Below are 26278 nucleotides of genomic sequence, written 5' to 3'. Positions count from 1 at the left end.
GGTAGCATCCGGTCCTGATTGGGGCGGGTGCCGGGCGGGGCGCAGGTGCGCCCGGCCAATCCTTTCCTGTTACGGCTGGTGTTCCATGCACGCACGTCCCGTCGTTCCCGGCTTGCCGGCGCTGGTATTGGCCGCCCTGATCGGCACCATGGCGATGATGTCCTTCGTCGCCGTGATCGGTCCGGTGGTCCGCATGCTCGGGCTGTCCGAGTGGCATGCCGGCCTGTCGGTTACCGCCGCAGGCGTGTTGTGGATGCTGGCTGCGCGCCCGTGGGGCCAGCTCAGCGACCGCATCGGCCGCAAGCGCGTGTTGATGCTGGCGATGACTGCCTACACCGTCGTCTATATCGCGCTGGCGGTGTTCATCGATGTCGCCCTGCAGGCAGTGCCGCCGGTGCTGGTGTCAGTGCTGGTGCTGGTCGGTGCGCGTGGCCTGATCGGCTTGTTCTACGCGGCTGTGCCTCCTACCGCAGCGGCGCTGATCGCCGACAAGGCACCCACCGGACAGCGTGCAAAATTCCTCGCCCGCCTGGGCAGTGCCAACGCGCTGGGCATGGTGCTCGGCCCGGCCGCCGCGGGCTGGCTGGCCTATACGAACCTGTCGCTGGCGCTGTACGTGGCCGCGCTGCTGCCGTTGCTGGCACTGGCATTGCTGGCCTGGCGGCTGCCGGCTACACCGCCCGTGGTGGGCGCGTCCGCACAGCGCCGCACGCCGATGAGCCGCCTCGACGCGCGCCTGTGCCTGCCGCAGCTGGCAGCGTTCATCGCCATGGTCTCGGTGACTATCGCGCAGGTCACGGTCGGCTTCTTCGCAATTGATCGCCTGGGTCTGGATGCGGCGACCGGCGCGCGCATGGCCGGCATTGCACTCACCGCCGTTGGCGTCGGCCTGATCCTGGCGCAGGCGCTGGTGATGAAGCTGGAGGTGCATCCACGTCGCTGGATCGTCCTCGGCGCTCTCATTTCCGGCATCGGCTTCACTTCGGTGGCGGGCGTGCAGCAGGCCTGGCAATTGCCTGCGGCGTATGCGCTGGCTGCGTTCGGCATGGGCTTCGTATTCCCCTCGTTCCAGGCGCTGGCCGCCGATGCGGTAGAGGCGCACGAGCAGGGCGCCGCCGCAGGCACCGTGGCGGCCGCGCAAGGGCTGGGCATGGTGGCCGGGCCGATGCTCGGCACGCTGTTGTATCGCGGCGGGCCAAGCCTGCCTTACCTGCTGGTGGGCGCGCTGCTGCTGTTGCTGTGCGCGCTGGCCGCAGCGCATCGGATGAAGGAGACCCCATGAACGATTCCCTGATGCAGAGCGCGTGGCCGGAGGCTGCGCCAGCACCACAGCAGAGCACCGACGACGCGTCGCTGTTCCTGCTGCGGCATGCCGGCCAGCACGTGCACGCCCGCGGTTGCCGCGCCACGTTGTCAGCCGGTGCACTGGCGACGTTGGCAGAACGCGTTTCGGCGTTCTTTGCCCAGCAGCGTGGCGGCCCGGGCCTGCTGGTTGGCGCGGTGCCGTTCGAGCCGCGTGCTGACGATGCGCTGTACCAGCCCGTGCGCCTGCTGCCGGTGCTGGCACTGCAGCCGCAGGCCGCACCGCCGCTGGACGGCGCCCTGCGTGCCGAACCTGTGCCGCAGGACTATGCCGCTGCAGTCGCTGCGGCAGTGCAGGCCTTGCGTGCGCCCGAGCAGAACCTGCATAAGGTGGTGCTGGCGCGCAGCCTGCTGGCACGCACCCGCCAGGCGCTTTCTCCGGACGTGCTGCTGGCACGCCTGGGCGCGGATCCGTCGGTGGCGACCTACGCGGTGCCGCTTCCGGTGGAGCTGGGCCAGGCACCGGCATGGCTGGTCGGTGCGACGCCGGAGCTGCTGCTGCGCAAGCGCGGCGCCGAACTGTTGTCGCATCCGTTGGCGGGTTCCGCGCGGCGCAGTGCCGATGCCGCCGAGGACGAGCGTGCGGCGCAGGCGCTGCTGGCCTCGACCAAGGACCACGACGAGCACCGCCACGTGGTCGAAGCCATCGTCGAAGGCCTGGCACCGTACTGCAGCCAAATCGATGCACAGCCGCGCCCGGTGCTGCATGCCACCGCCAGCATGTGGCACTTGGGCACCCGCATCCACGCCACGTTGAAGGATCCGCAGACGTCAGCCGCCGAACTGCTGGCGCAGCTGCACCCTACGCCGGCGGTCTGCGGTACGCCGCGGTTGGCGGCGCTGCAGCGCATCCGCGAGCTGGAACCGGTGCCGCGTGGCTTCTATGCCGGCGCCGTGGGTTGGTTGGACGCGCAGGGTGACGGCGACTGGTACGTGGCGATCCGCTGCGCGCGCCTGCAGGGCACGCAGCTGCGCCTGTATGCCGGTGCCGGCATCGTCGCCGAGTCACACCCCGAGGCCGAGGTGGCCGAAACCGCAGCGAAGTTCGCTGCCCTGTTGAACGCGCTGGGTGTCCATGAATCCGCGCCCGCCATCGAGCCTGCCGCATGAGTACCTCCACTGACGCTTCCCGCCTGCCGCTGCAGCAGGTGTGGCCCGACACGCTGGTGGCGCGCTATCGCGAAGCCGGTCACTGGCGTGGCGAGACCTTCCCGGGTTTCCTGCGCGAGCGTGCAGAACGCTATGCCGATGACATCGCGGTGGTCGCCGGCGACGTACGCCTGAGCTATGCGCAGCTGTGGCATGAGGCAGGCCGCATCGGTGCGGGCCTGCTGGCGCTCGGCCTGCAACCTGGCGAACGGGTGCTGGTGCAGCTGGGCAATACCGCCGGGTTCATCGCCACGGTCTGCGGCCTGTTCCGCGCCGGCCTGATGCCGGTGTATGCGTTGCCGGCGCACCGCATCACCGAGCTGGTCCACTTCGCCAACAAGGCGGAAGCCAGTGCCTACATCACCACCACACTGCACGATGGCTTCGATCATCGCGGGTTGGCAAGGGCGCTGCAGGCCGAAGTGCCGGCCGTGCGCCATGTGGTGATCGACGGCGATGCGGCGGAGTTCATCGCGCTGGAGGCACTGCAGGGCGATCGCAGCCAGCTACCGTCCGATCCGGACCCGCAGTCGGTGGCGTTCCTGCAGATTTCCGGAGGCAGCACTGGGCTGTCCAAGCTGATTCCACGCACGCACGACGACTACATCTATTCGTTCCGTGCCAGCAATCAAATCTGCGGCATCGACCGCGACAGCGTCTACCTGGTCGCGCTGCCGGCCGCGCACAATTTCCCGATGAGCTCGCCCGGTTTCTTCGGCGCGTTGTACGCCGGCGCCCGCGTGGTGCTCAGCCCGGGCCCCGGCCCGGATGCGGCCTTCCCGCTGATCGCACGGGAGCGGGTGACCTGCTGTGGGCTGGTGCCGCCGCTGGCGTTGCTGTGGGCGCAGGCCGCCGCCACCAGCAGGCATGACCTGTCCAGCCTGCAGGTACTGCAGGTGGGCGGTGCCAAACTGGTGCCGGAAGCCGCACGGCGGGTGATCGACGGCCTTGGCTGCACGCTGCAGCAGGTGTTCGGCATGGCCGAAGGCCTGGTCAACTACACACGGCTGGATGATCCGGAGGACCTGATCGTGGCCTGCCAGGGCCGGCCGATCAGCCCGGATGACGAGGTGCGCGTGGTCGATGACCATGACCAGCCGGTGGCCGAAGGCGAGGTGGGGCATCTGCTCACCCGTGGCCCGTACACCATCCGTGGCTACCACAACGATGCGGTGGCCAATGCGCGCTCGTTCACCGACGACGGCTTCTATCGCACCGGCGACCGTGTGCAGCAGCTGCCCGGTGGCTACCTGGTGGTACAGGGGCGTGCGGGTGACCACATCAACCGGGCGGGCGAGAAGATCTCTGCCGAAGAGATCGAGGATCACTTGCTGGCACATCCGGGCGTGTTCGATGCGGCCGTGGTCTCCATTCCCGACGAGTACTTGGGCGAGCGCAGCTGCGCCTTCGTGATTCCGCAGGGCGAGCCGTTCAAGGCACCGGCTCTGAAGTCCTGGATGCGCGGGCGCGGCCTGGCCGCATTCAAGGTGCCCGACCAGATCGTGTTCGTCGACAGCTTCGATACCACCGCGGTCGGCAAGATCAGCCGCCGCGAACTGCGCGCGCAGCTGCGTGCGCGTCATCTGCAACAGACAGGAGGAACGCGCTGATGGCGCTGCCCCGTATCACCGATTACCCCTTGCCGACTGCCGCTGAACTGCCGCAGGCGCGTGGCCCCTGGCGCCCCCGGCGCGATCGTGTCGCGCTGCTGGTGCACGACATGCAGCGTTACTTCCTGGCCGCATTCGACGCCGGCAAGGCGCCGCTGCGGCCGGCCGTGGACAACATCGCACGCCTGCTGGCGCATTGCCGCGCGCACGGCATTCCGGTGTTCTACACCGCTCAGCATGGCGACCAGGACCGCCGTGACCGTGGCCTTCAGGCTGACCTGTGGGGGCCGGGCATGCGCCGCAGCGCCGATCACGAACCGATCATCGAAGCACTGGCACCGCAGCCAGGGGAGCACGTGCTGGTGAAGCACCGCTACAGCGCGTTCCAGCGCAGCAACCTTGAAACGCTGATGCGGGTGCGCGGCCGTGACCAGCTGCTGGTGACGGGCGTGTACGCCCATATCGGCTGCACCGCGACCGTCGTCGAGGCCTTCCAGCGTGACATCGAGGCCTTCATCGCCGCCGATGCGGTGGCGGACTTCTCGCGTGCCGATCACGATCAGGCGCTGCACTGGATCGCGCGCACCTGTGGTGTGCCGATGACCACCGATCAGCTGCTGGAGGTGCTGTGATGGCTGCCATGGGTGAGGCGCTGGATCTGGAGCGGATGCGCGCCGACGTAGCGCGCGTGCTGGAGTGCACGCCGGCCGAGATCGGTGACGACGACAACCTGATCGACCTGGACCTGGATTCAATGCGCATGCTCGGCCTGGTCCTGGCCTGGGGCAACACCGGCCTTCCGCTCGAGTTCTCGCAGTTGGCCGAGCACACCACGCTGCGCCAGTGGTGGGGTGTGGTGCAGCAACTGCAGGCCGCGCAGAACGCATGAACGCCGCAGCGCTGGCCACGCCGGTGGCGTTGACCGAGGCCCAGGCCGGGCTGTGGTTCGCACAGCGGCTGGCACCGGACAATCCGTCATTCAATACCGCGCACGCGGTATGGATCGACGGCCCGCTGGACGTGGCCGCGTTCGTCGCAGCCGCAGACCAGGCTGCCTGCGAGGCCGAGGCCTTCGCATTGCGCTTTGCCGAAGGTGCCGATGGCCAGCCGCTGCAGTGGCATGACACGGCACACGTGCCGTTGCTTTCGGTGCGCGATGTTTCTACCGAGACGGATCCCGCCGCTGCGGCACGCAACCTGATGCACGCCGACCGGCTGAGCCCGGTCGATCCCACCCGGGACCGGATCAGCCAGCAGGTGCTGCTTGAACTGGGCGGGCAGCGTTGGGTCTGGTACGTGCGCGTGCATCACCTGGCGGCCGATGGTTACGGCATGGCGCTGTTCACTGATCGCGTGTGCGCGTTGTATGCCGGTCGTACGGGTGAGCCTCTGCCGGGGCTGGCGGGGGTGCTGGCCGACGATGCTGCTTATCGTGCCGACCCGCGCCGCACGCAGGCCGGGCAATGGTGGCGCGAGCACATGCAGGGGGCACCGGCGGGCATGGGCCTGGCCGGTACGCTCGCGGCCAGTGACGACGCGCTGCGCTGGGTGCAGCCGCTCGATGCGGCATTCCGTGAGCAGTTGCTGCAGGCATCGGTACGTTGGTTGCAGCCCTGGCCAGACGTGCTGGCCGCGTTGTCGGCCGAGTACCTGCGGCGGATGAGCGCGGCCGATGAAGTGGTGCTGGGCGTGCCCTACATGGGCCGGCTCGGCAACGCGTCGGCACGGGTACCGGCGATGGTGATGAATGTGTTGCCGCTGCGCGTGGCCGCCGTCGAGGGCAGCGTCGAAACCTTTACCCGCAGCCTGGGCCGGCAGCTCAGCCAAGGGCGCAAGCACGGCCGTTACCGAGGCGAGCAACTGCGCCGGGACCTGGGCCTGGTGGGCGCGCAGCAGCGCCTGCACGGTCCCATGGTGAATGTGCAGCCGTTCTACAAGCCGCTGGCGCTGACGGGCGTGCAGGCGACGCTGGAGGTGCTCTGCACCGGGCCGGTGGATGACCTAACGCTGGGCTTCCGTGGCGATGGCCAGCGTCTGCTGGATCTGGAGATCGAGGCCAATCCCGCGCTGTACAGTCGCGAGGATGTCGAGGCACACGCGGCACGGTTGCTGCATTTCGTGTCGGCGGCACTGCAGGCTGACGATATCGCAGCCGTGCCTCTGGCAACGCCCGAGGAGGCGCAGCAGGTGCTGCAGGAATTCAATGCCACCGCGCACGCGCTTCCTGAGACCACCCTGGTTGAACTGCTGCAGCAGGGCATGGATCGGGACCCGCACGCGCCTGCGCTGGTGTTCGGCGACGCTGCCATGGATTACGCAACGCTGGAAGCGCGCAGTTTCGCGCTGGCGGCACAGCTGCGGGCGATGGATGTCGGCCCGGGCAGCATAGTGGCGGTGGCGTTGCCGCGCTCGCTGGAGCTGGTGACCGCGCTGGTCGCGGTGCTGCGCGCAGGCGCGGCCTACCTGCCGCTGGACCTTGCCCATCCCGACGAGCGGCTGGCGCGCATCTTCGCCTCGGCGCAGCCGGTGTGCGTTCTGGCTGCGGCGGAGGTTTCGGCGCGCATGGCCGGCGTACCGGTGCTCACGCCGGAGCAGTGGACCGCGATGAGCTTCGCCGCGCCGTGGGCCGATCCGGCGCCCAGCGATGCGGCCTATGTGATCTACACCTCCGGTTCGACCGGCGAGCCCAAGGGCGTGGTCATCGAACACCGTGCCATCGTCAACCGCCTGCTGTGGATGCGCGAGCACTACGACATCCGTGCCGATGACCGCGTGCTGCAGAAGACCCCGGCCACGTTCGACGTCTCGGTCTGGGAGTTCTTCCTGCCGCTGCTGTGCGGGGCCACGCTGGTGGTCGCCGGGCCGGACGCGCATCGCGATCCCACTGAACTGGCGCGGCTGATCCGCGAGCATGGCATCACCACGGCGCATTTCGTGCCATCGATGTTGGATGCCTTCCTCGCTGCACCGGCCTCCGAAGGCCTGCAGCTGCGACGAGTATTCACCAGTGGCGAGGCGCTGGACGCCGCGTTGCGCGACCGCTTCCACGCGCGCGTGCACGCCGAGTTGCACAACCTGTATGGCCCGACCGAAGCGGCCGTGGACGTCAGCTATTGGCCGGCGCCGGCGCAGGATCGCTCGCGGCCGGTGCCGATCGGGTTCCCGGTCTGGAACACCCGCCTGTACGTGCTGGACGCCCGGATGCAGCCGGTGCCGGTCGGTGTGGCCGGTGACCTGTACCTGGGCGGTGTGCAGCTGGCGCGCGGCTATCTCGGTCGCGAGGACCTGACCGCCGAGCGCTTCCTCGCCGATCCGTTCCTGCCTGGCGAACGCATCTATCGCACCGGCGACGTGGCGCGCTGGCGCGCCGACGGCGCGGTCGAGTACCTGGGCCGCAGCGACCATCAGGTGAAACTTCGCGGCCTGCGCATCGAGCTGGGCGAGATCGAGGCGGCACTGCGCGAGCTGCCTGGCATGGAGCGCGTGGAAGTACTGCTGCGCCAGGACGCGCCCGGCGATGCCCGGCTGGTGGCCTATGTGCCAACCGTGCTTGCCGACCCCGTCATGCTGCGCAGCCACCTGGCCACGCGCGTGCCGGATTACATGGTGCCCTCGGCGTTTGTCGGCGTGGACTACTGGCCGGTGACCGCCAACGGCAAGCTCGACCGCAACGCATTGCCGAAGCCACCGCAACTTGAAGTTGCCGGCTTGGCGCCGCGCACGCCGTTGGAAGAGGAGCTGGCGTTGCTGTTCGCACAGGCGCTTGGGCGTGAGGCGCCGGTGGCGGTGGATGCGGACTTCTTCAGTCTCGGCGGTGACTCGCTGTCGGCGGTGCACCTGCTGCTGGCCATCGAGCAGCGCTGGCGCTGTGATCTGGGTCTGGGTGCCTTGTTTGCCCAGCCCACCGTGGCCGCGCTGGCAGTTCGCATTGCCGAGCCGCCCGCGCTGGCCGATCACGCACTGGGGCCGGTAATCGCGCTGGCCGCGACCGACGCCGCCGGGTCCACGCCGCTGTTCGTGCTGCACCCGGCCGGTGGCATCGCCTGGAACTACCGCACCCTGGCCCGGGCACTGCAACCAGCCCGCCCGGTGTATGGCCTGCAGTCGCCGGTACTGGACGCGCGGCTGCCACTGCCGAGCAGCATCGAGGCGATGGCCAACGACTACGTGCAGCGCGTGGTCGCACTACAGCCGAAGGGGCCGGTGCATCTGCTGGGCTGGTCGGTGGGCGGCATCCTGGCCCAGGCGATGGCGGTGCGGCTGCATGAGATCGGCCGCGACGTCGGAGAGCTGGTGCTGCTGGACGCCTATCCCAGCGAGTGCTGGCGGGCCGAGCCGGAACCCGATGCCATCGCTGCATTGCGGGCACTGCTGGCGATTGCCGGTCATGACCCGGATGCGCATCCGGAACTGGACAGCCGGGAACGCATTCTCGCGTTCCTGCGACGTGGTGGCAGTGCACTCGGCAGCTTGCCGGATGTGGTGCTCGATGGCGTGGTGCGCGCCGTGACCGGCACCAATCGACTGATCCGTGAACATATCCACCGGCCGTTCGATGGCACGCTGGTGCATGTGCGTGCGGGCCGGGATCATCAGGCGCGGCCACAGCTGCAATCGACGTTGTGGCGGACCCACGCGCGCAGGGTGCAGGCGCTGGAACTGCCGTTCCTGCACGCCGAACTGACCGGCCGCGATGCGGTGGCGCAGCTGGCGCCGTGGTTGTCGGCGCGGCTGCGCCAATGGGACGAGCAACAGGAGATCGCAACATGCAGTTGACCGGCTTTGAAGGTCGCGTGGCGCTGGTGACCGGCGCTGCCGGCGGCATCGGCGAGGCACTGGTACGGTTTCTGGCCGTGGCCGGTTGCACCGTGGTGGCGACCGATCGCGACGCGCCTGCTACGGCAGATGTGCGTGTGCACCCCTTTGCGCTGGACGTGACCGACAGTGCCGCCGTGGACGCCCTGGTGGACCAGGTCGAGTCCAGCATCGGACCGATCATGTTGGCCGCCAGCGTGGCCGGCGTACTGCATGTGGGCGGTGTCACCGAGACCGGCGACGACGACTGGCGCCGTGTATTCGCGGTCAATGCCGATGGCGTGTTCCATGTCGGTCGTGGGCTGGCGCGGGTGATGTCACCGCGCCGGCAGGGCGCAATCGTTACCGTCAGCTCGAATGCGGCCGGCGTACCGCGGCACGGCATGGCGGCGTATGCTGCGTCCAAGGCCGCCGCCACGATGTTCACCCGCTGCCTCGGGCTGGAGCTGGCGCCGTTGGGCATCCGCTGCAACATCGTCGCCCCGGGGTCCACGCTGACCCCGATGCAGACCGGCATGTGGCAGGACGAGCACGGCGCCGAACGGGTGATCGTCGGCAGCCTTGAGACCTACAAGGCCGGCATTCCACTGCGCAAACTCGCTACGCCGGAAGACATCGCGCAGTCGGTGATGTTCCTGCTCTCCGAGCAGGCCGGGCACGTAGCGATGAGCGACCTGTACGTGGACGGTGGCGCCACCCTGCGCGGCTGAGCCCCGACGGCCGCCTGCCGGCAGTGGTAGTGCCGGCCGCTGGCCGGCAACCTCATTCACCTTCAGACATCTCCCAACCCCCGTCGAGCCATGGCCCGACAGCCAACGCGCAATGATCGACCCACCATGGGGCATGAGCAGCCATCGCCTTCGCCTGGGCCGTCACTCGATCATCGGCCAGGTCTACGTTCTGACAACCACGACACACCAGCGCAGCCGGCTCCTTGAAAGCGAAGCTGCAGCAGCATGTGTAATCGACCAGTTCCACTACATCGAACAGCGCGGGCTCGTACGGTCACACGCATGGGTCGTCATGCCGGATCACGTCCACTGGATGTTCGAGCTACGTGCAGCTGACCTTCCCGACATCGCGCGCCGGATGAAATCGTCGAGCGCGCTTGCCCTGAATCGCCTGGCGGGCCGTCGAAGCACGCTGTGGCAGCCCGGGTACTTCGATCATGCAGTGAGGACCGAAGAGTCGCTGGCGCGGCAGGCGCTGTACATTCTGGGTAATCCGGTGCGCGCCGGTCTTGCTGGGCAGATTGGCGAGTATCCGTATGCGTGGTCGGCCTGGATGTGATGCCGGCCAGCGGCCGGCACTACCACAGCAGAACGGAAGCGAAGCGCAGATCGCGTTCCGGCGCACAGCGCCCGCGATGGTAGTGCCGGCCGCTGGCCGGCAACCGCACGAACCGACGCGGAGATGCGTAGCTGCCGGCCGGCGACCGGCACTACCATTCAGTGTTCAGCGCGGCTTGCGTGTCCGTTTCGGCTTTGCGGTTTCACCGCCGCTGGCGGCGCCATCCTGCAGCGCCTGCAGCCAGGACAAGGTGTCCACATAGTCGATGAAGTGGCGCAGGTAGCCGGGGCTGGTGGCCTGCATCGTGTCCAGCATGCGCTGCACCAGCACCGCCGAGTTCAGCGGGCCGCCGTCAGACGGGGCCTCGGCGCGCAGCGAGCGGCGCACCTGCAGTTCGCTGCGCAGCTCCGACCATTCGCGCTGCACCTGCTGCAGCATCGGCACCTGCGGGTAATGCGGCAGCGAGCGCGACCCCGCATCGAGGTCGCGCACCAGTGCGCGCAGGCCCTCCAGCGCTGGCGGCTTACTTGGCATCCGGGGCCTTGGGCTTGGGAATCGGCGCGATCTCCACGCGACGGTTGCGTGCGCGGCCTTCCTCATTGGCATTGGAACTGACCGGCTGCTCGCTGCCGAACGCGGCGGCGAACACGGCGTCGGCCGGTACGCCATCGGCGATCAGGGTGCGGGTCACGGTCAGCGAGCGCTGCGCGGACAGCTCCCAGTTGTCGGCGAAACGCCGGTTGCCTTCGCGTACCGGCGCGTCATCGGTGAAGCCGCTGACCATCAGGATCTCTTCGCGGCTGCCCAGATAGGCGGCCAGCGGTGCGGCCAGGCTGCGCAGCAGCTCCTGGCCTTCCGGCTGCAGCTGGTCCGAGTTCAGTGCGAACAGCACGCTGCCGCTGATACCAATGCGTCCATCGACCAGGGTCACGCGACCGGCGGCCAGTGGGCCAGCCAGTGCCTGCTCCAGTGTCTGCAGGCGCTTGGCTTCGGCCTGGCGCTGCTTCACTTCCTGGTCCAGCCGCTGCGACAGCTCCAGCTGCACCGCGACCACACCGACCAGTATCAGCACGAACGCGCCCAGCAGCACCGACATCAGGTCGCCGAAGGCGGCCCAGATCGGGGCATGCGAGCCGCCATCGACCTCCAGCTCGTCGCTCATGCGCTGCCGGCCTTGCCGCGGCGCGCGGCCAGCTGCTGCAGTTCTTCCATCACTTGCTTCTGCGACAGCAGGCTGAGGTCGACCACCTCGCGCGCCTGCGCCACGTAGTACGCCAGCTGCTCATCGCTGCGGGCCAGCGAGGCATCCAGTGCCGCACCGATCTGTTCCAGGCGGCCGGACAACTCGGTGGAGGCGTTGCCGAACTGCGCGACGGCCTCGCCGAAGGAGGCGGCCAGCTGGCTGACTTCACCTGCGCTGCCGTTGAGTGCTGCGGCAATGCCATCCAGCTTGCCGGTCTCTGCGGCGATATGGTCGGTGAAGCGATTGCCAACGCGCTCCAGCAGCTCGGCCGAGCCACCGACCAGCGCGTCCACGGCGGTGCGCTGTTCGTGTGACGCATGGTTGATTGCATCGAGCAGGGTCTGCACGGTGGCCAGCAGGCGGCCGCGCTCTTCCAGCATCGCGTTGTCGCGCACCAGGCTTTCGGACAGCGTACTGCGCAGCTCGTTGATGACGTCGGCCGCAGCCTTCGGAGCGGCGGCCGCGGTCTGCAGCAGGGTGGACACTTCGGCCAGCGTGGCACTGGCCTGCGCGCGACCGTTCTCGCCGATCTGCTGCGCGGTCGCCGCCAGCGTCTCGCAGACATGCTGCTGCTGCGCAGCCAGGCGCTCGCCATTGGCCTGCAGGCGCTCGGCCAGCTCGGTGGAAACGTGCTGCAAGGCATCGCTCCAGCGCTGCAGGCGCTGTTCGTCACCGGCCTGCAGCTGCGCCTGCAGGGTGGCGTGGGCCTGCTGCAGTTCGGCGCTGACCGCGTCCCAGCGCGCCTGGCGCTGCTGCTCGCGAGTGTCCAGGCTGGCCTGCAGTTCGGCGTGTGCGGTTGCGGCGGCAGCCTGGGCGGCCTGCCACTGCTGCGAGCGCTGCGCTTCATGATCCTGCAGCAGTGACTGGTTGGCGCTGTGCTGCTGTTCCAGTGCCTGCAGCAGCGCCTGCGCACGCGCATCCAGATGTTCGCTGGCGGCGATCAACGCCTGCTGCTGGCGCTCGATCAGCGCGCTGTTCAGTGCCTGCTGCTGCTCGATGGCGGCGCGCCAGGCCTCGGCGTTGCCGTTGGCATCGGCCTGCAGGCGCTCGCCGATACGCGCGACGAGTGCTTCGGCGTGCGTGCCCTGGCCATCGCTGAAGGCCTGCAGGTGCTGGCGCAGATCACTCACCAGCGCCTGCTGCGCCTGGGTCTGTTCACTCACCACCTTGGCCCAGCTGGCTTCGGTGGCGACCCGGCTGCGTTCGAAACCGTCGCTCAGGCCGGCCAGCTGCTGCTGCACGGCCTGCTCGACGCGGGCATGCAGTGCTTCGCCGTGATGGGCCAGGCCAGCCAGGGTGGTCTCCGCCATCGGCTGCAGCGCGCCACCGATGGCCGCGGCACTGGCTTCGGCACCTTCGCGCAGCGACTGCTGCAGCGACAGGGCCAGGCGTTCCTGCAGGGCCTGGCTCTGGGTCAGGAACTCGGCCTGGCCGGCCAGCAGGCGCTCATTGGCGGCCGCACTGTGCTGTTCAAAGGTGCTGGACATCGCCTGCAGGCGGTCGACCAGCGCCGGCAGCGCTGCGGACTGTGCCTGCAGCAGGCGCAGCGATTCGGCGCGCTGCCAGGCCTGCGAATACGGGTGCAGGTCGCCGGCAATGGCGCGGTCCAGCTGCTGCACGGCCAGCAGGCGGTCACGACGCAGCAGCGCCGCCAGCAGGCCGAGCATGGCCGAGCTGGCCACGCCCGCGATCGAGGTACCGAAGGCCACCGCCAGGCCCTGCACCGGCGAGGCCAGCGAGCCGCGGATGGCGGCCATGTCGGTGGCGCTTTGCAGGGCCAGGCCGGTGCCACGCAGCGTGTCCATCATGCCCAGCAGGGTACCGAGCATGCCCAGCAGCACCAGCAGGCCGACCAGGTACGGGGTCAGCACCGGTGCGGGCAGGGCGGTGCGCTCGCCTTCCACGCGCAGGCGCACGGCGTTGCGCAGGCCTACCGGCACGCGCTCCAGCCATGGGGCGAGGCTTTCCTTCGCGCTGGACAGGTCATTCAGTGCGGCGCGCAGGCCGTTGCTGGCCTGGCGGTAGCGGTACAGCTCCACGCCACCGGCGATGTAGCAGGCCGCGATGATCGCCGCCACCGCTGCACCCAGCGGATGCACCGAAACATAGCCAATGCCGATCCAGCACACGGCCAGCAGGCCGACAAGGAAAACAACGACATGGAAAGCAGTTCTGGACATGGTGTTCCGGTCAGTGGGAGCGCAGGGCGTCTTGCAGCCCTTCGATCGGGTGGAAGCGCAGCTGCAGCTCGGCGAGCAGCAGGGTGCGCATGTCATGGCGGAAGGCCGCGCGCCAGCCGGGCTGGCCGTGCACGCGGTCGAAACGGGCGCCGAGCACTGCCGGCGCCGTGGCCAGCAGGCTGTGCTCGCGCGGGGTGAGGGTCTGTTCCATCACTGCATCGACCTCGGCCAGCCGCGCCAGCTCCGGCGAGACCTGTACCAGCTGGTCGCGCAGGCGGCCGCGCAGGCGCCCGGTGGCGGTCTGGATGGCCTGCTGCAACACCCGGTAGCGCTGGCGCAGCGAGGCGAAGTTGGGTGCGGCAGCGGCCTCGGCCAGGTCCAGCAGGCGCTCGGCCTCGGCGTCCTCACTGATCGAGGCGCGCAGGCTGGCGTGCGCCTGGGCGCAGTCGGCCAGCACATCCTCGACCGCTTCGACGGCTTCACCGGGCTCGGGCAGGCGTCCTCCGAGCGCCCCGGACAGGGCCACGGCACGGCTCCAGTCCACCCACTGGCCGAGGCGATCGGTCAGGGCGGGACTGCTGGCCGGCATCGCGCCGTCGCTGAGACGGGCGAGCAGGCGGAGGAACTCCGGTCCACCCAGGACCGGCTGCGCTGCGTTCGCCATCAAGGGGTGAGGGGCCAAAAACCGTTGATTTTACAACCAGATGACCCCGGCTGGATGAAGGCGGGGCCTGGGGGGCGGTACCCGCAGGCGCGACAAGGCTTAGAATGTCCGGCTGCATCCACCCGTTCGATCCTTGGAGTACCCCCATGACTGTTGCGCAGTTCTACCCGATCGGCACCCCCGGACAGCCCTGGGGCGACGCGGAACGCGCACAGTGGCGGGCCCGCCAGCAGCGCCAGCGCAGCTACCATGATGACGTGGTGGCCGCCCTTGAGCGCCTGGACGACAGCGTTTTCGACGTGATCCAGTACGGCCAACTGGACTATGCGCCGGACCATTACCCGCTGTTCGCCGTGGTCAACCACGACTGGAACCCGGCGCTGCCGACCGCGCTGATCACCGGTGGCGTGCATGGCTACGAGACCAGCGGCGTGCACGGTGCCCTGCAGTTCCTGGAGCAGCAGGCGGAGCGTTACCTGGGCCGGCTGAACCTGATCGTCGCGCCCTGCGTCAGCCCGTGGGGCTATGAGCGCATCCAGCGCTGGAACCCGGATGCGATCGACCCGAACCGCAGCTTCCGTGACGGCGGCCAGATCGAGGAAGCCGCCGCGCTGATGCGCTGGGTGGCCGAGCGCAAGCCGAACCTGCTGGTGCATCTGGACCTGCACGAGACCACCGACAGCGACCTGAACGAGTTCGATCCGGCGCGCTGCGCCCGCGACGGCAAGCCGTTCGAGCGCGACACCATTCCGGATGGCTTCTACGTGATCGGCAACAGTGAAGATCCGCAGGCCGAGTTCCAGAAGGCACTGATCGCCGCAGTGGCGCCCATCACCCACATCGCCCCGGCCGACGCCGAAGGCAATCTGGTCGGCCTGCCGTTGCAGTCGCCGGGCGTGGTCTGGGGCGAATCCCGTTCGATCGGCGCCTGCGCTGGCTTCACCGATGCGCGCTTTGCCACCACCACCGAGGTCTACCCGGACAGCCCGCGCACCAATCCGCAGGAATGCAACGACGCCCAGGTGGCGGCGGTGTGTGCGGGCCTGGATTTCGCCCTGGCCAACTAAGATCCGGCAGCGCCGCCCTCACCACATCGGGCCGGGGGGCGCGCCCTTGCGCCAGCAGACCAGCACAAGCGCGACTACGATTGTCCAAGTGTAGATCTGGAAGGCAACAGGGTTGCGAAAGGGTGAGAACAGGAACGGACCGCCGAGCAGAAGCGCAAAGGCGATCGCATAGACCACCCAGCCCTGCCACGCGCAGGGCAGTCCCCAGCCCCATCCGTGACTGCGCGCTGTAAACCAGTACTTTCTGTCGGCCATATCCTTTGCCCTGTTGCCAGTAGACCGGTGCCGGAAATGCGCCAAGCGGCCGATCAGGAGCAGCACTCTGCCGGGACCTTAGCAGCGCCCGCCAGGTGCATCAAGATGATCAACGTCATCAAGGTGATCACCCCCCGCGCCCAGCGGTGCCGCGAACCCATCCGAAGGCGACGCCTCGCCAGCAGCCCAGAGCATCGCGTCGCCGCAGCTGCGGACTTCTGACGAGGCTCAGCCTGGCCCAGCAACGCCGGGTCCTCGCTGGCAGCGCGGCAACAGGCGCGCTGACAACCGCGGGCCCGGTAGTCCTCTGGGCCGTCCCTGTGCGGCAACCGGCGAACACATCCAGATCGCGCTGGTATACCGTGCTGCTGACCCCGAACAGGCCCAGCAACGAGTGGAAGACGTTGTCATGGCTGTACGCGCGGTGCAGCGCATTCCCACGCATGCAGGCCAGGTCCAGGCCTGCGTTGCGGCTGAATTCGGGTGAGAACCAAATCACCATCGGCACCTGGGTCTGCTCGCGCGGGGCGATGAAGTAGGGCGTGCCATGCAGGTACATGCCGCGTTCGCCCAGCGACTCGCCATGGTCGGACACATAGATCAGTGCGACATCACGCTGGTCCGCATAGCCCTGCAGCAGGTCGATGGCCTTGCCCAGCAGGTGGTCGGTGTGGACCAGAGTGTTGTCGTAGGTGTTGACCAGCGCCTCGTTGCTGCAATGCTGGATCTGGTTGCTGTCGCAGGTCGGGCTGAAAGCCCGCGACGCTGCGGGATACCGTTCAAAGTAGGTCGGCCCATGACTGCCGAGCTGATGCAGCACGATCAGGGCGTCGCCGTTGATGGCTTCGATGCGTGCGCCCAACTGGTGCAGCAGCACGTCGTCGTAGCAGGTGCCGTCGGCGTTGACGCACTGGCCGGCCACCTTCAGCGCAGGCATGTCCTCGGTCGGTACGCGTTCGCACACGCCCTTGCAGCCGCCGTTGTTGTTGTTGCGCCAGAGCACGCTGATGCCGGTGCGCTGCAGGATGTCGAGCACGTTCTCCTCGGTTGCGGCGCGCACGTCGTCGTACTGGCCTCGGGTCATCTGCGAGAACATGCACGGCACCGAGATGGCCGTGGCGGTCCCGCATGAGGAGACATCATTGAAGCTGATGACGCCTTCCTTGCGCGAGAGCCGGGGATTGGTCGCGCGTGGGTAGCCGTTGAGCTGGAAGTTCTGTGATCGCGCGGTCTCGCCGACGACCAGGATCACCAGCTTCGGGCGCGGGCCCGGCGCGCGCTTTGCGTCCATGCCAATCGCGCGCAGCGGTTGCTGGCGGGTGCTGTAGAGACCTTTCAGATAACCGTGGGTATGCCGCACCACGTTCAACGGCAGCACCTGGTCGCGGATGTGGCGGTTGTTGCGCAGCAGTGAGGAATAGTCCTTGTAGAACGCGAAGCCGATTGCCAGCAGTACCAGCAATGACGCCAGAACGCTGACTGGCCACACCAGCAGCGAACGTATCGAACCGGCCCCGCTGGTGGTGCGCACCAGGGCCAGCCCGGCAGCGGGCAGCACGCCCAGCGCCAGCAGGGTCAACAGCAGTGGCAGCGACAGATAGGCGTTCAGTTCGGCCTGGTTGGTCTCGAACACGTTCTGCACCATGCTGCGATCGATCAGCACGTTGTAGTGCAGCATGAAGTAGCTGCAGGCGGCGCTGACGACAACGAGCAGCACCAGCAGCGGCCTGCGCAGGAACGGCAGTGCCAGCAGTGGCGTCAGCATCAGGTTGAACAGGCAGAAAAGCACCAGCGGCAGGCTGGTCAGGAACAGCACGCTGCGCAGGCTGTTGAGGTCGATCAGCCCCCACAGCGTCTTCCAGAGCGCGATGTTTCCAATCGTGGTGAAGAAAAACGCTGCGGCCCAGACCAGGATGATCGGATGGGGCCGTGGAAAACGGAGGCATTGGCGCACGAGCAGGTTCCGCGGAACAGGAGTGCGCGCAGTATCGAAACGGCTTTATCAGGAAGTTGTCAGCCTTGCCGGGCTAGCCCAGCAGGATCACGCCCCACACTGCGCCGACCATCAACAACGCGGTGGTCTGCGCGGCGCTGCCCATGTCCTTGGCGTTCTTGGACAGCGGATGCTGCTCCAGCGAAATGCGATCAACCACGGCTTCGATCGCCGAGTTGAGCAGTTCCACCAGCAGGCTGATGAAGCAGACCGCCAACACCAATGCGCGCTCGACCGCGCTGATGTCCAGTACGAACGCTGCAGTGATCAACAGCGCGTGCAGGAGCAGCAGCTGGCGAAAAGCAGCCTCGCCACGAAAGGTAGCGATGAATCCGTCTCGCGAATGGATCAGGGTGTGGAAGATGCGGCCCAGGCCGGTCTTGCCATGCGGGTACTTGCCGCTGTCCTTGGGGTGCTGCATGCCGTTTCCGCCGTGAAGTGAGCAATCCCCAGCATGTGCACGCGCGTGTCAGGAAACCGTCAGGCGGGCCATTCCAGGCTGAACCGGCATCCCTGCTGCGAGGAGTGCACCGTCATCCTCCAGCCCAGGTGCTCGACGATGCGCTGCACGATGGACAGCCCCAGTCCCTCGCCATTGTGCGGGCTGCCGGGCACGAAGCGCTGGAACTGCTGTGGGTCGATACTGGAGGGCAGGCCGGGTCCGGTGTCGGCGACGGTGAGTGCGGTGTCGTGGAGGGTGATCCTCACTTCGCCCCTTTCGGTGTACTGGCAGGCGTTGCGCAGCAGGTTCCAGATCACGCTGTGCGCCAGATCCGCATTGGTTTCCAGTACGGCGTCATACCGGGCATCGTATGTAATGCTCACTGGCTTGCCGGAAAGCCAGGGTTGGCAGCGCTCCATGCAGGATTCGATCAGCGGGCGCAGGGCCACCTTGTTGCGCGGCACGGTACTGGGGGCGCGTGAGAGCAGCAGCAGGCAGGTCAGCTGGCGCTGCATCTCCTGGGTGGTGCGCAGGATGCGCTCCGCGCTGGGAACCAGGTGGCTGTCGGCCGGAAGCTGGCAGGCAAGGGTTTCCGCAGCGCCGCCGATGATGGCCAAGGGCGTGCGCAGCTCATGGCTGGCATCGCCGCTGAAGCATTGCTCGCGATGCAGGAACCGTTCGAGCTCATCACTGTGCCGGGCGAAGGCACGGGCGAGTACACCGATCTCGTCGCGGGCGTCCTGACAGGGAAAGGGCTTCCGCCCGCTCTGCACGGCATCGGCCAACTGCGTGATGGGCGCGATGACGTGCGATGCCACCCTGCGACCGATCAGGAAGGCGCCGAGCACGCAGATCGAAATGACCACCGCGGCAAAGGCATTGATCAGGTGTTCCAGGTAGCCATAGGGTGCAGCGTCCTGCAGCAGGTAGTAGCGCTGGCCGCCACTGTCGAACACACGCAGGTGCCACTCGTCGGGTCCTGCTTCGCCGTGGTAGCCCAGGCCGTACTGGCGCAGCACCATCGGCACGCTATGGCTGTCGTACAGCTGGCTGCCCGGGGGCAGGGCGGGGCGCTCGCCACGGGCCAGTGCCGCCTGCAGTTTGTGCACGGCACTGTCCTGGGTCCGGGCGATGACCGCGGCCCTGACCTGGTCGTAGTCCACCTGTTCGGCCAGGACGATGAAGCCCATCGCGCCGGCCATCAGCAGCACGAACGAAATCGTGATGCGGGTACGCAGGGCCAGGCGGCGGTAGAGAGCGGCAGGGGTCACGCCGGCATGCGCCAGCCGACGCTGTGCACCGTAGCGATCAACGTGGTGTCGAAGCTGCGGTCCACCTGCAGGCGCAGCTCATGGATGTGGGTACGCAGCGCGCCGCTGTCCGGTGGCTCGTCGCCCCAGACCAGGTATTCCATCTCCTGCTTGCGCACCACGGCCGGGGCCGCGCGTACCAGGCACATCAGCAGTTTGTGCGACGTAGGCGTCAGCGCGATGCAGCGCCCCTGTCGCCAGGCCTGCGGCGAGCGCGTATCTACCTGCAAGTCCTTCCACGCCAGTACGCTGTCGACCTGACGGCCCTGGGCGCGTCGCACCAGGGCCTTGATCCGCGCATCCAGTTCCTTCAGCGAGAACGGTTTGACCAGGTAGTCATCGGCGCCGAGAGCGAGGCCCTGCACGCGGTCCTCGACCGGATCGCGCGCGGTCAGCATCAGGATCGGCACCGGGTTCTGGAATTCCCGGCGCAGCTTTCGGCACAGCGTCATGCCATCCAGGCGCGGGAGCATCAGGTCCAGCAGGATGGCGTCGTAGTCGTGCTGCGTGGCCCGGCGCAGGCCGCTGGCACCGTCGCGGGCGTCGTCCAGCACGTAGCCGATAGGTTCAAAGAAAGCGTACAGGTTGGCTACGAGCTCGGGGTTGTCTTCGATGATCAGCAGGCGGGTCATGGCGTGCGTCCTTGCGCGTGGCCGAACTGTGCCCGATCCCTGACTGATTGCCAATGCGCATGCTGAATGGTTCGCGGCCTGGGGTCGGCCGCGTCAAGCGACGTTCAATCGGCCGGCATCTTCGGAAACGAACTGCCAGCCGATATCTTCCGGTCTGTCCGAAAAGAACAGGCTCATGTAGGTCGGCTTGTCCTTGTTGATGAGCGAGGCGCGGAATGACTCGACCACGTGTTCGATCGCCGCTGCATCAGCCGACGATGGGCGTTGGCTTGCATGGGCCGGCAGGCCTGCGGCGAGGCACGCAGCGAGAAGCGCGTTCTGGATTCCGGTGGTTCGCATCGTTCATGACGGCCTTCGTAGGGTGGAAGCGCCGCCGGGGCCACGGCTACAGGGCCCCGGCGCGCTCCGCATTCAACGATGCAGCGCGTCGATGATCAAGCCGGTCGCGATCTCCACCAACAGGTACTCGGTGTCGGACTGGCGCACCCAGCGCTGGCCGCGACCCGGATTGCGCAGGTCATAACGCGCGTAATCGTCCACCCAGTAGCGGCGGTCCACTTCGGCCCAGGGCAGGCGGTCGCCACGACGCCAGGCCTTCTTCTGCCAGCCGGGCGGCGGCGCATCACGGTTGTGCGGGCCGCCGGCATGCGGCGGCGGGCCGTTGCCGCGGGCGTGATGCGGCGGGTCAGCGAAGGCGGGGGCCGCAGCCAACGCGGTGGCGGTGGTCAAAGCGATGGCAAGCAAACGTGTGGTCTTCATGGAAGTGCCTCCGTCATGGCCGCAGCATGCGGCGCTGTGGCGGGAATATAGGGCAGTCAGTGTGAATGAATACGGGTTTGGGCGGCACTTTTCTGAACAGACGGCGCGGCCTGCAGCCGCTGCCAGGCAACGGGTCACTGGACCCCGCCCGGGGCTGAATCTGTTGCAGCCCAGCCTCCACCCAACGACAGGAAAAGATCCATCTGCCGGTCAATGCGCTCCGCGCGCGAGACGGCCAATGCGGACTCCGCATCTGCCAGCGCGGCCTGGGCCGAAAGCAGGTCGAGAAAATCGATCCTGCCGAAACGGTAGAGCTGCTGCGCCTGCCCGGCGGCCCGCGCTGCATCCCCACGCGCCTGCGCCAGGCTGCGCTCGCGTTCAAGTTCCTGCGTGCAGGCAGAAAGCGCGGTCTCGGTCTGGCGCAGTGCCTGCAGCACGACGCCGTCAAAGGACGCGAGCGCGGTATCTGCATTGGCACCTGCCGCTGCGACGCGGGCCTTGGCCACGCGGCGGTTGGGCCAGTGCCATGACAGCGCGGGACCGATGCTCGCACCGAAGCCGTCGGCCGACAGCAGATGCGCCGGTGTGCCGGCCACGCCCGAAGAGGCGCCCAAGGTGATCTGCGGATAGAGACCCGCCGTCTCGACACCGATCATTGCAGTCGCGGCGGTCAGGCTGCGTTCGGCTGCGCGTACGTCGGGGCGCCGCTGGAGCAGCTGCCAACCATCACCGGCCGGCAGCGCCTGCTCCAGCTCCGGGGGGCCTGGGCAGGCTTCGGCCTCCCTGGGATAGTCCGCCGGGAGCCTGCCCATCAATGCGGCCAGTTCGAACAGTGCGGCCTGGCGTTCCGCCAGCAGGTGCGGTATCCCCGCCGCGCTGCGGTTGACGGCGGCACCGGCACGGCTGACATCGAAGTCCGTTCCGCGCCCTCCGGCAGCCAGGCGTCGGGTTGCCTCCAGGGTGGCGCGCTGCACCGCCAGCACCTGCCGGGTTGCAGCGAGCGTGTGATTTCGGGTGCACACCTGGAGATAGGCCCGGGTGACGGCCGCAGCGACGACCACGCGGACCTGGTCCCGCGCCGCAGCGACGGCCTCGGCGTCCGCGTTGGCGGCTTCGATGCCGCGGCGGATACCGCCTGCAAGATCCAGTGGATAGGAGAGGTGAAGGCCCAGCGCGTACGACTGCGGCGCGGCCGACGCCTGGGTGTAGCCACCGGCATGGATGAGCGTGCTCGACGCATCCACGTCGGCCTGTACGGCACCGCGCGCGCGATACTCCAGCACGGTAGCGCTGGCGCGCCGGAGGTTGGCATCGGCAGCGCGTAGGTCGGTGTTGGCCGCCAGTGCTTCGCGCACGTAGCCGTCAAGCTGGGGGTCGCCATACAGTTCCCACCACCGATCCGGTGGCGCGTCGTGGCTGAACGATGCCTCCCCGCCCGAGACGAATGCCCGCGCTGCCCGTGGCGTGGCAGCGACGGCATTCGCAGGCAGGTGATAGTCGGGGCCGGAGACGCAGGCCGTCATGGGCAGCAGCAGGGCAAGCAGCCCACCGCGTAGTGTTCGCACGCTCACTTGCAGGCTCCCGCTGCCGAGGGTGTGATGGTCACACTCGCAGTGCGACCCACGATCAGGCGGGTATCCGACGGCGCATCATCGATGCGGATGCGTACCGGGATGCGCTGCGCCAGCCTCACCCAGGTGTAAGTTGGCGCCACGGCGGGCAGCAGGTTGTGTGTGCTTGAGCGCTGATCGTCGGCAATGCCGGCGGCGATGGTATCCACGTGCCCGCGGACGTCGTGGTTGTCGCCCATCAGCCGGGCCACGGCGGCATCGCCCTCGGTGATGCAGGCCAGTTTGGTTTCCTCGAAGTAGCCCTCGATGCGCAGGCTGCCGGTGTCGATCAGCGCCAGCGCCTGTGCCCCCGGCTGCAGGTAGTCGCCCGCGTGCAGGTCGAGGTTGGTGATGATGCCATCGGTGGTTGCGCGCACCTCGGTGCGTTGCACGTTGAGCTGGGCAACGCGCTGTTCGGCCCGTGCCTGCGCCAGCGCGGCCAGCTCGGTATCGACCTTGGCGGCGTTGCGTTCGCGGGTTTCCGAAGCGACCAGGTTGCCAAGTGCGTTGTCCCGCGCCGATTCGCGGCGAGCCAGCGCCAGCGTGGCATGCGCGCTCCTGACCGCCGCGTCTGCCTTCTCCAGCGTGGCGGCGAAGCGTGGCTGATCGAGCACCAGCAGCAGCTGGCCGGCACTGACCCGCTGGTTGTCGTGCACGAGCACCTGGGTGACCAGCCCCCCCATGTCTGACGCAACGCGCACCACATCGGCGCGCACCCGGCCATCGCGCGTCCATGGGCGTGTTTCGTAGCGATGCCAGATGGCCAGTGCAGCGACGACGGCAATTGCGAACACTACCAGGGTTGCGCTCCAGCGCCCGATGACAGCAAGCAGGTCTTTCATTTCATTTCTCGAGCAGGGGCGAGAGCTGGATCATCAGCTCCGCCAGGAGAACGAACAGGGACAGGCCCACCAGTGGCCACGCGGCGAACAACCGGTACAGACCGAGGCTGGCGAGGAAACGTGAGGTCAGTACCGACAGCGCCAACGCGGCGATGGCCACGGCGAGCAGGCCGGGAATGAGCACGCCATCAATGGAAAGATCAGAGAGCATGCGGTCAGTGCCGATGGGTGAGCGGTGAGGCCAGCAGGTCGCGGCGCAACCCGCTGAGCAGGTGCAGCAGATTCCCTCGATCGGCCTCGGCGATGGCTGTTGCGGCCTCGCGCATGCAGTCCAACAACTTCAGAAGATGGGCATCGACACTGCGTGGCGCGTGGGCGCGAACCCTGAAATGTGCGGCGACGCGTTCGACCAGCGCCGCGTTTAGCGCCCGAACGTGCGGGTCGTCCAGGTACTTGTCCAGTGTGCGGAGTTGGCTGGATGCATGTGCCGCACGAACGTCCGCAAACAATGCCCGCAGCTCGTGTACTGCGCTGGAACGGCCCTGCAACCTGGGAGCGAGCAGCCCGATTCGATCCAGCATGCGGCTGAGCCACGCGTGGCTCGCACCGCCTTGCCCGGCGGCGTGTCGTGCGATGTCCCGACGGATCGACCGCTCCAGCCGAGCGCGGTTGCGGCCCGCATCGGCGGTCTGGAACAGCTGCATGCTGCACAGTGCCACCGTCGTACCGATGAACAACGCAACGCTGTTGTTGAGCGCGCCGACGATGTTGACCGAATTGGTCGCGCCCAGGCCTGCGATGATCGGGAAGGTCAGTACCACGCCCAGGGCGGCCATGATGAAGGGCGGCCGGGCCAGGAACGATCCGCACAGCAGCAGCACCGGCGCGAGCGCGGTAATCAGGCCGGTGATATCGGACAACGCGGGGAAGATCAGCAGACCGTAGAGCAGGCCGACGGCCACGCCGATGCACGATCCCACCAGGTAGCGCATGACATGCGGTGCCGGCGCTTCGATCGTGCCGAACAGCACGCACGCCGTGCCGATGATGGACACCGCCGTGGCGCCCTCCGACCAGCCGGTAGCGATCCATAGAACGCAGCTCAGCAGGATGCCGACGAACGCGCCCAGCGCGCTGCGCAGGGCAAGCCGATGATCCCGGTGAAGTACCGCACCCTGCACATGTCGTGCAAGGCGGGCAGGTACATGCCGGCGCCAGTCGGGCCGGGCAGTGTGCAGCTCCGCTTGCAGTACGCGGCAATCGGCGTGGGCGAGGTCGAGCTCGGTCTGTTGCGCGGCGAGGCCGGCCTGCAGCAGATCGCGCCAGCCCGTTGCATCCATCGCGCCGGCCTGTGGTGAACGCAGCCGGTCGATGGAATCTTCCACCGCGCTGGACAGCATCAGCACGTCCAGCATCCGGTCATGCAGGGCACGCAGGATCTGCACCTGGGCCACGCCGTGGGCGCTGTCGAAGGGCAGGTGGATCGACAGCACATGCAGCTCGAGCAGGTCGGCGGCCACTTTCGAGCGGTCCGTCGCCAGCACCGTGTCCGATGCGCCGGCGCGCATGTCCCGTGTCCATCGTTCCGCGTCATCCAGCACGGCAGCGACCCGTGCGTGCACGCGCATCGAGACCCGGCGCGGCAGCACCAGCGCATGTACCAGCGTTGCGGCCAGGATGCCGATGGCAATTTCCTGCACCCGCGTGATGGCAATGGTGAACACGTCTCCCGGCACCATCACCGCAGGAAAGCCGATCAGGCTGGTGGTATAGCCGGCCAGCAGGAACGCATAGGCACGCGGCGTGCGGTCGAGCATTGCCAGATACAGGCAAAGCGACATCCAGGTGGCGAGCGCGGCGCTCAGCACCAGGGGTGCATTGGCGAAGCGTGGCACCAGCGCGACGGTGGCGACAGCCCCGCCCACGGTACCGAGCAGGCGAAACAGGCCGCGGCTCAGTGTTGCCCCGGAAAGGGGCTGCGACACCAGATAGACCGTGCCGATCACCCAGAACGGGCGATTCAGGCCGATCCGCAGGGAGACATACAGCCCCAGCGACGCGGCGAGCAGGCATTTGAGCGAGAAGAGCACCGCCTCCTGATCGGTCCTGAGGGCAGGGCTTTTCAACCGGGCGAATGCCTGGAACACGTGGGGACGGGCAGGAGTGGGGGAGTGCATGCGGCTCATGCTAGTGATCGGCCGCACTGGCGAATTTCGCTACAATGACAATCAATCGCTAAAACCGGTCAATGTGAGAATGGCTCGCATTTCGCTCCCCGGCTTTGACCTGGACCCGGACGAGACCGATCGCCCGGCGGTTGCCAGCCGCCTGCAGGTGGCCGAGCACGACGCGGAAATTCCGGTGCATGAGCATCGAAAGGGCCAGCTCATTCTTGCGCTGCATGGGGCGGTGACCTGCGAAGTGGCCAATGCGCTGTGGATCGTGCCGCCCCAGTGTGGCGTCTGGATTCCGGGCGGCATGCCGCACAGCAACCGCGCCACCGCCAACGCGCGCCTGTGCTATCTATTCGTCGAGCCCGGCATCGTCGACCTGCCGGCGCAGTGCGTGACGCTGGCCATCTCGCCGATGCTGCGCGAGATGATCCTGCACCTGGCCGACGCGCCGCTGGACTATCCGCATGGCAGCCACACCGACCGGCTGGCGCGGGTGTTGCTGGACGAGCTGGTACAGATGCCGGCCGAGCATCTGTCGCTGCCGGTCAGCCATCACCCGAAGGTGCGTGCGCTGGCGGCGGCGCTGTCGGCGGATCCGGCAGGCCGCAGCACCATCAGCCAGTGGGCTGTGCGCCTGGCCCTGGGCGAGCGCACGTTGACCCGCCTCATCGAACGGGAAACGGGACTCTCCTTCGGACGCTGGCGGCAGCAGCTGCACCTGCTCATCGCCATTCGTGAACTCGCCGCGGGCGCACCGGTACAACGCGTTTCCGAGACGCTGGGCTATGAGTCGGTGACGGCCTTCATCACGATGTTCAAGAAGGCGCTTGGCCTTTCCCCGGCGCGGTACTTCGCGGTGCGCCTGCGCGGGCAGTAGCGGG

Annotated in this window: 24 protein-coding genes and 1 pseudogene; 10 read left to right on the top strand and 15 right to left on the bottom strand. The window is 67.9% G+C overall.

Translation table 11 applies throughout. From position 1 onward, the window contains the following. Positions 1-85: 85 nt before the first annotated feature. The 8 genes from AC5P6A_RS05835 to AC5P6A_RS05800 all read left to right on the top strand — a co-directional run bounded on the left by AC5P6A_RS05835 (position 86) and on the right by AC5P6A_RS05800 (position 10226). Positions 86-1282 carry an MFS transporter gene (locus AC5P6A_RS05835; protein WP_155029700.1) on the top strand — a complete coding sequence of 399 codons (1197 nt, stop codon included), beginning with the start codon at positions 86-88 and terminating at the stop codon, positions 1280-1282. Beyond that, entirely contained in the window at positions 1279-2472 is a 1194-nt protein-coding gene (locus AC5P6A_RS05830) for an isochorismate synthase (RefSeq protein WP_495222263.1), read from the top strand. The genes AC5P6A_RS05835 and AC5P6A_RS05830 overlap by 4 nt, the downstream gene beginning before the upstream one ends. Next, complete coding sequence (locus AC5P6A_RS05825; protein WP_346714898.1) at positions 2469-4121, top strand: (2,3-dihydroxybenzoyl)adenylate synthase; 1653 nt, start codon at positions 2469-2471, stop codon at positions 4119-4121. Before AC5P6A_RS05830 ends, AC5P6A_RS05825 begins: the two co-directional genes overlap by 4 nt. Further along, the gene (locus tag AC5P6A_RS05820; RefSeq protein WP_021204249.1) at positions 4121-4753 is read left to right on the top strand and encodes an isochorismatase family protein; all 633 of its coding nucleotides are present in this window, start codon (positions 4121-4123) and stop codon (positions 4751-4753) included. The genes AC5P6A_RS05825 and AC5P6A_RS05820 overlap by 1 nt, the downstream gene beginning before the upstream one ends. Then, on the top strand, positions 4753-5010 hold the full coding sequence (locus tag AC5P6A_RS05815; protein WP_019659922.1) for a phosphopantetheine-binding protein: 258 nt from the start codon (positions 4753-4755) through the stop codon (positions 5008-5010). Before AC5P6A_RS05820 ends, AC5P6A_RS05815 begins: the two co-directional genes overlap by 1 nt. Next, positions 5007-8897 (top strand): enterobactin synthase subunit F, encoded by a 3891-nt coding sequence (locus AC5P6A_RS05810; protein ID WP_346714897.1) that lies wholly within the window; start codon positions 5007-5009, stop codon positions 8895-8897. Before AC5P6A_RS05815 ends, AC5P6A_RS05810 begins: the two co-directional genes overlap by 4 nt. Beyond that, on the top strand, positions 8888-9646 hold the full coding sequence (locus tag AC5P6A_RS05805; protein ID WP_346714896.1) for a 2,3-dihydro-2,3-dihydroxybenzoate dehydrogenase: 759 nt from the start codon (positions 8888-8890) through the stop codon (positions 9644-9646). The genes AC5P6A_RS05810 and AC5P6A_RS05805 overlap by 10 nt, the downstream gene beginning before the upstream one ends. A gap of 133 nt (positions 9647-9779) precedes the next feature. Then, the gene (locus tag AC5P6A_RS05800) at positions 9780-10226 is read left to right on the top strand and encodes an REP-associated tyrosine transposase (protein WP_346714895.1); all 447 of its coding nucleotides are present in this window, start codon (positions 9780-9782) and stop codon (positions 10224-10226) included. Between the two features lie 165 nt (positions 10227-10391). Here the strand turns inward: AC5P6A_RS05800 and AC5P6A_RS05795 are convergent, their stop codons facing one another. The 4 genes from AC5P6A_RS05795 to AC5P6A_RS05780 are packed head-to-tail and all read right to left on the bottom strand — an operon-like array spanning position 10392 to position 14313. Further along, positions 10392-10760 carry a DUF2894 domain-containing protein gene (locus AC5P6A_RS05795; protein ID WP_180876661.1) on the bottom strand — a complete coding sequence of 123 codons (369 nt, stop codon included), beginning with the start codon at positions 10758-10760 and terminating at the stop codon, positions 10392-10394. Beyond that, complete coding sequence (locus AC5P6A_RS05790) at positions 10750-11388, bottom strand: OmpA family protein (RefSeq protein WP_005409939.1); 639 nt, start codon at positions 11386-11388, stop codon at positions 10750-10752. Before AC5P6A_RS05790 ends, AC5P6A_RS05795 begins: the two co-directional genes overlap by 11 nt. Further along, positions 11385-13649, bottom strand: coding sequence for a DUF802 domain-containing protein (locus AC5P6A_RS05785; protein WP_180876662.1), 2265 nt, complete (start codon positions 13647-13649; stop codon positions 11385-11387). Before AC5P6A_RS05785 ends, AC5P6A_RS05790 begins: the two co-directional genes overlap by 4 nt. A gap of 10 nt (positions 13650-13659) precedes the next feature. Beyond that, complete coding sequence (locus tag AC5P6A_RS05780; RefSeq protein WP_134732382.1) at positions 13660-14313, bottom strand: DUF3348 family protein; 654 nt, start codon at positions 14311-14313, stop codon at positions 13660-13662. Positions 14314-14459: 146 nt separating this feature from the next. Here AC5P6A_RS05780 and AC5P6A_RS05775 point away from each other — a divergent pair, with 146 nt between their 5' ends. After that, positions 14460-15380 (top strand): M14 family metallopeptidase, encoded by a 921-nt coding sequence (locus AC5P6A_RS05775; RefSeq protein WP_021204241.1) that lies wholly within the window; start codon positions 14460-14462, stop codon positions 15378-15380. A gap of 18 nt (positions 15381-15398) precedes the next feature. Here AC5P6A_RS05775 and AC5P6A_RS05770 read toward each other — a convergent pair whose 3' ends face one another. From AC5P6A_RS05770 to AC5P6A_RS05720, 11 genes and pseudogenes are all read right to left on the bottom strand, one after another. Further along, the gene (locus AC5P6A_RS05770; protein ID WP_227853028.1) at positions 15399-15701 is read right to left on the bottom strand and encodes a hypothetical protein; all 303 of its coding nucleotides are present in this window, start codon (positions 15699-15701) and stop codon (positions 15399-15401) included. A gap of 61 nt (positions 15702-15762) precedes the next feature. Then, on the bottom strand, positions 15763-17589 hold the full coding sequence (eptA, locus tag AC5P6A_RS05765) for a phosphoethanolamine transferase EptA (protein ID WP_346714894.1): 1827 nt from the start codon (positions 17587-17589) through the stop codon (positions 15763-15765). Positions 17590-17662: 73 nt separating this feature from the next. Then, positions 17663-18049: a diacylglycerol kinase gene (locus AC5P6A_RS05760; protein WP_021204238.1), complete on the bottom strand. Its 387-nt coding sequence runs from the start codon at positions 18047-18049 to the stop codon at positions 17663-17665. A 59-nt stretch (positions 18050-18108) separates the two neighbouring features. After that, the gene (locus tag AC5P6A_RS05755; protein WP_332328827.1) at positions 18109-19341 is read right to left on the bottom strand and encodes a HAMP domain-containing sensor histidine kinase; all 1233 of its coding nucleotides are present in this window, start codon (positions 19339-19341) and stop codon (positions 18109-18111) included. Beyond that, positions 19338-20012, bottom strand: coding sequence for a response regulator transcription factor (locus AC5P6A_RS05750; protein WP_019659910.1), 675 nt, complete (start codon positions 20010-20012; stop codon positions 19338-19340). Before AC5P6A_RS05750 ends, AC5P6A_RS05755 begins: the two co-directional genes overlap by 4 nt. Before the next feature lie 117 nt (positions 20013-20129). Then, positions 20130-20351 (bottom strand): annotated as a pseudogene (locus tag AC5P6A_RS05745) (nuclear transport factor 2 family protein); the annotation flags it as partial. A gap of 72 nt (positions 20352-20423) precedes the next feature. After that, a complete protein-coding gene (locus AC5P6A_RS05740; RefSeq protein WP_021204235.1) occupies positions 20424-20771 on the bottom strand; it encodes an RcnB family protein in 348 nt (115 codons plus the stop codon). Between the two features lie 134 nt (positions 20772-20905). Further along, positions 20906-22342, bottom strand: coding sequence for an efflux transporter outer membrane subunit (locus AC5P6A_RS05735; protein ID WP_346714893.1), 1437 nt, complete (start codon positions 22340-22342; stop codon positions 20906-20908). Further along, positions 22339-23223, bottom strand: coding sequence for an HlyD family secretion protein (locus AC5P6A_RS05730; RefSeq protein ID WP_180876669.1), 885 nt, complete (start codon positions 23221-23223; stop codon positions 22339-22341). Before AC5P6A_RS05730 ends, AC5P6A_RS05735 begins: the two co-directional genes overlap by 4 nt. 1 nt (position 23224) lies before the next feature. Beyond that, positions 23225-23434: a DUF1656 domain-containing protein gene (locus AC5P6A_RS05725; protein ID WP_495222262.1), complete on the bottom strand. Its 210-nt coding sequence runs from the start codon at positions 23432-23434 to the stop codon at positions 23225-23227. Between the two features lie 4 nt (positions 23435-23438). Then, positions 23439-25409 (bottom strand): FUSC family protein, encoded by a 1971-nt coding sequence (locus AC5P6A_RS05720; RefSeq protein WP_258009845.1) that lies wholly within the window; start codon positions 25407-25409, stop codon positions 23439-23441. 70 nt (positions 25410-25479) lie between these two features. Between AC5P6A_RS05720 and AC5P6A_RS05715 the strand changes: the two genes are divergently transcribed. Next, positions 25480-26274: a helix-turn-helix domain-containing protein gene (locus tag AC5P6A_RS05715; protein WP_180876919.1), complete on the top strand. Its 795-nt coding sequence runs from the start codon at positions 25480-25482 to the stop codon at positions 26272-26274. The last annotated feature ends 4 nt before the right edge of the window (positions 26275-26278 follow it).

This window comes from Stenotrophomonas sp. YJH_SMC_20, assembly GCF_059367845.1.
Note: the sequence above shows the minus strand (reverse complement) of the source record. Positions and strands in the feature narration are given on the sequence as shown.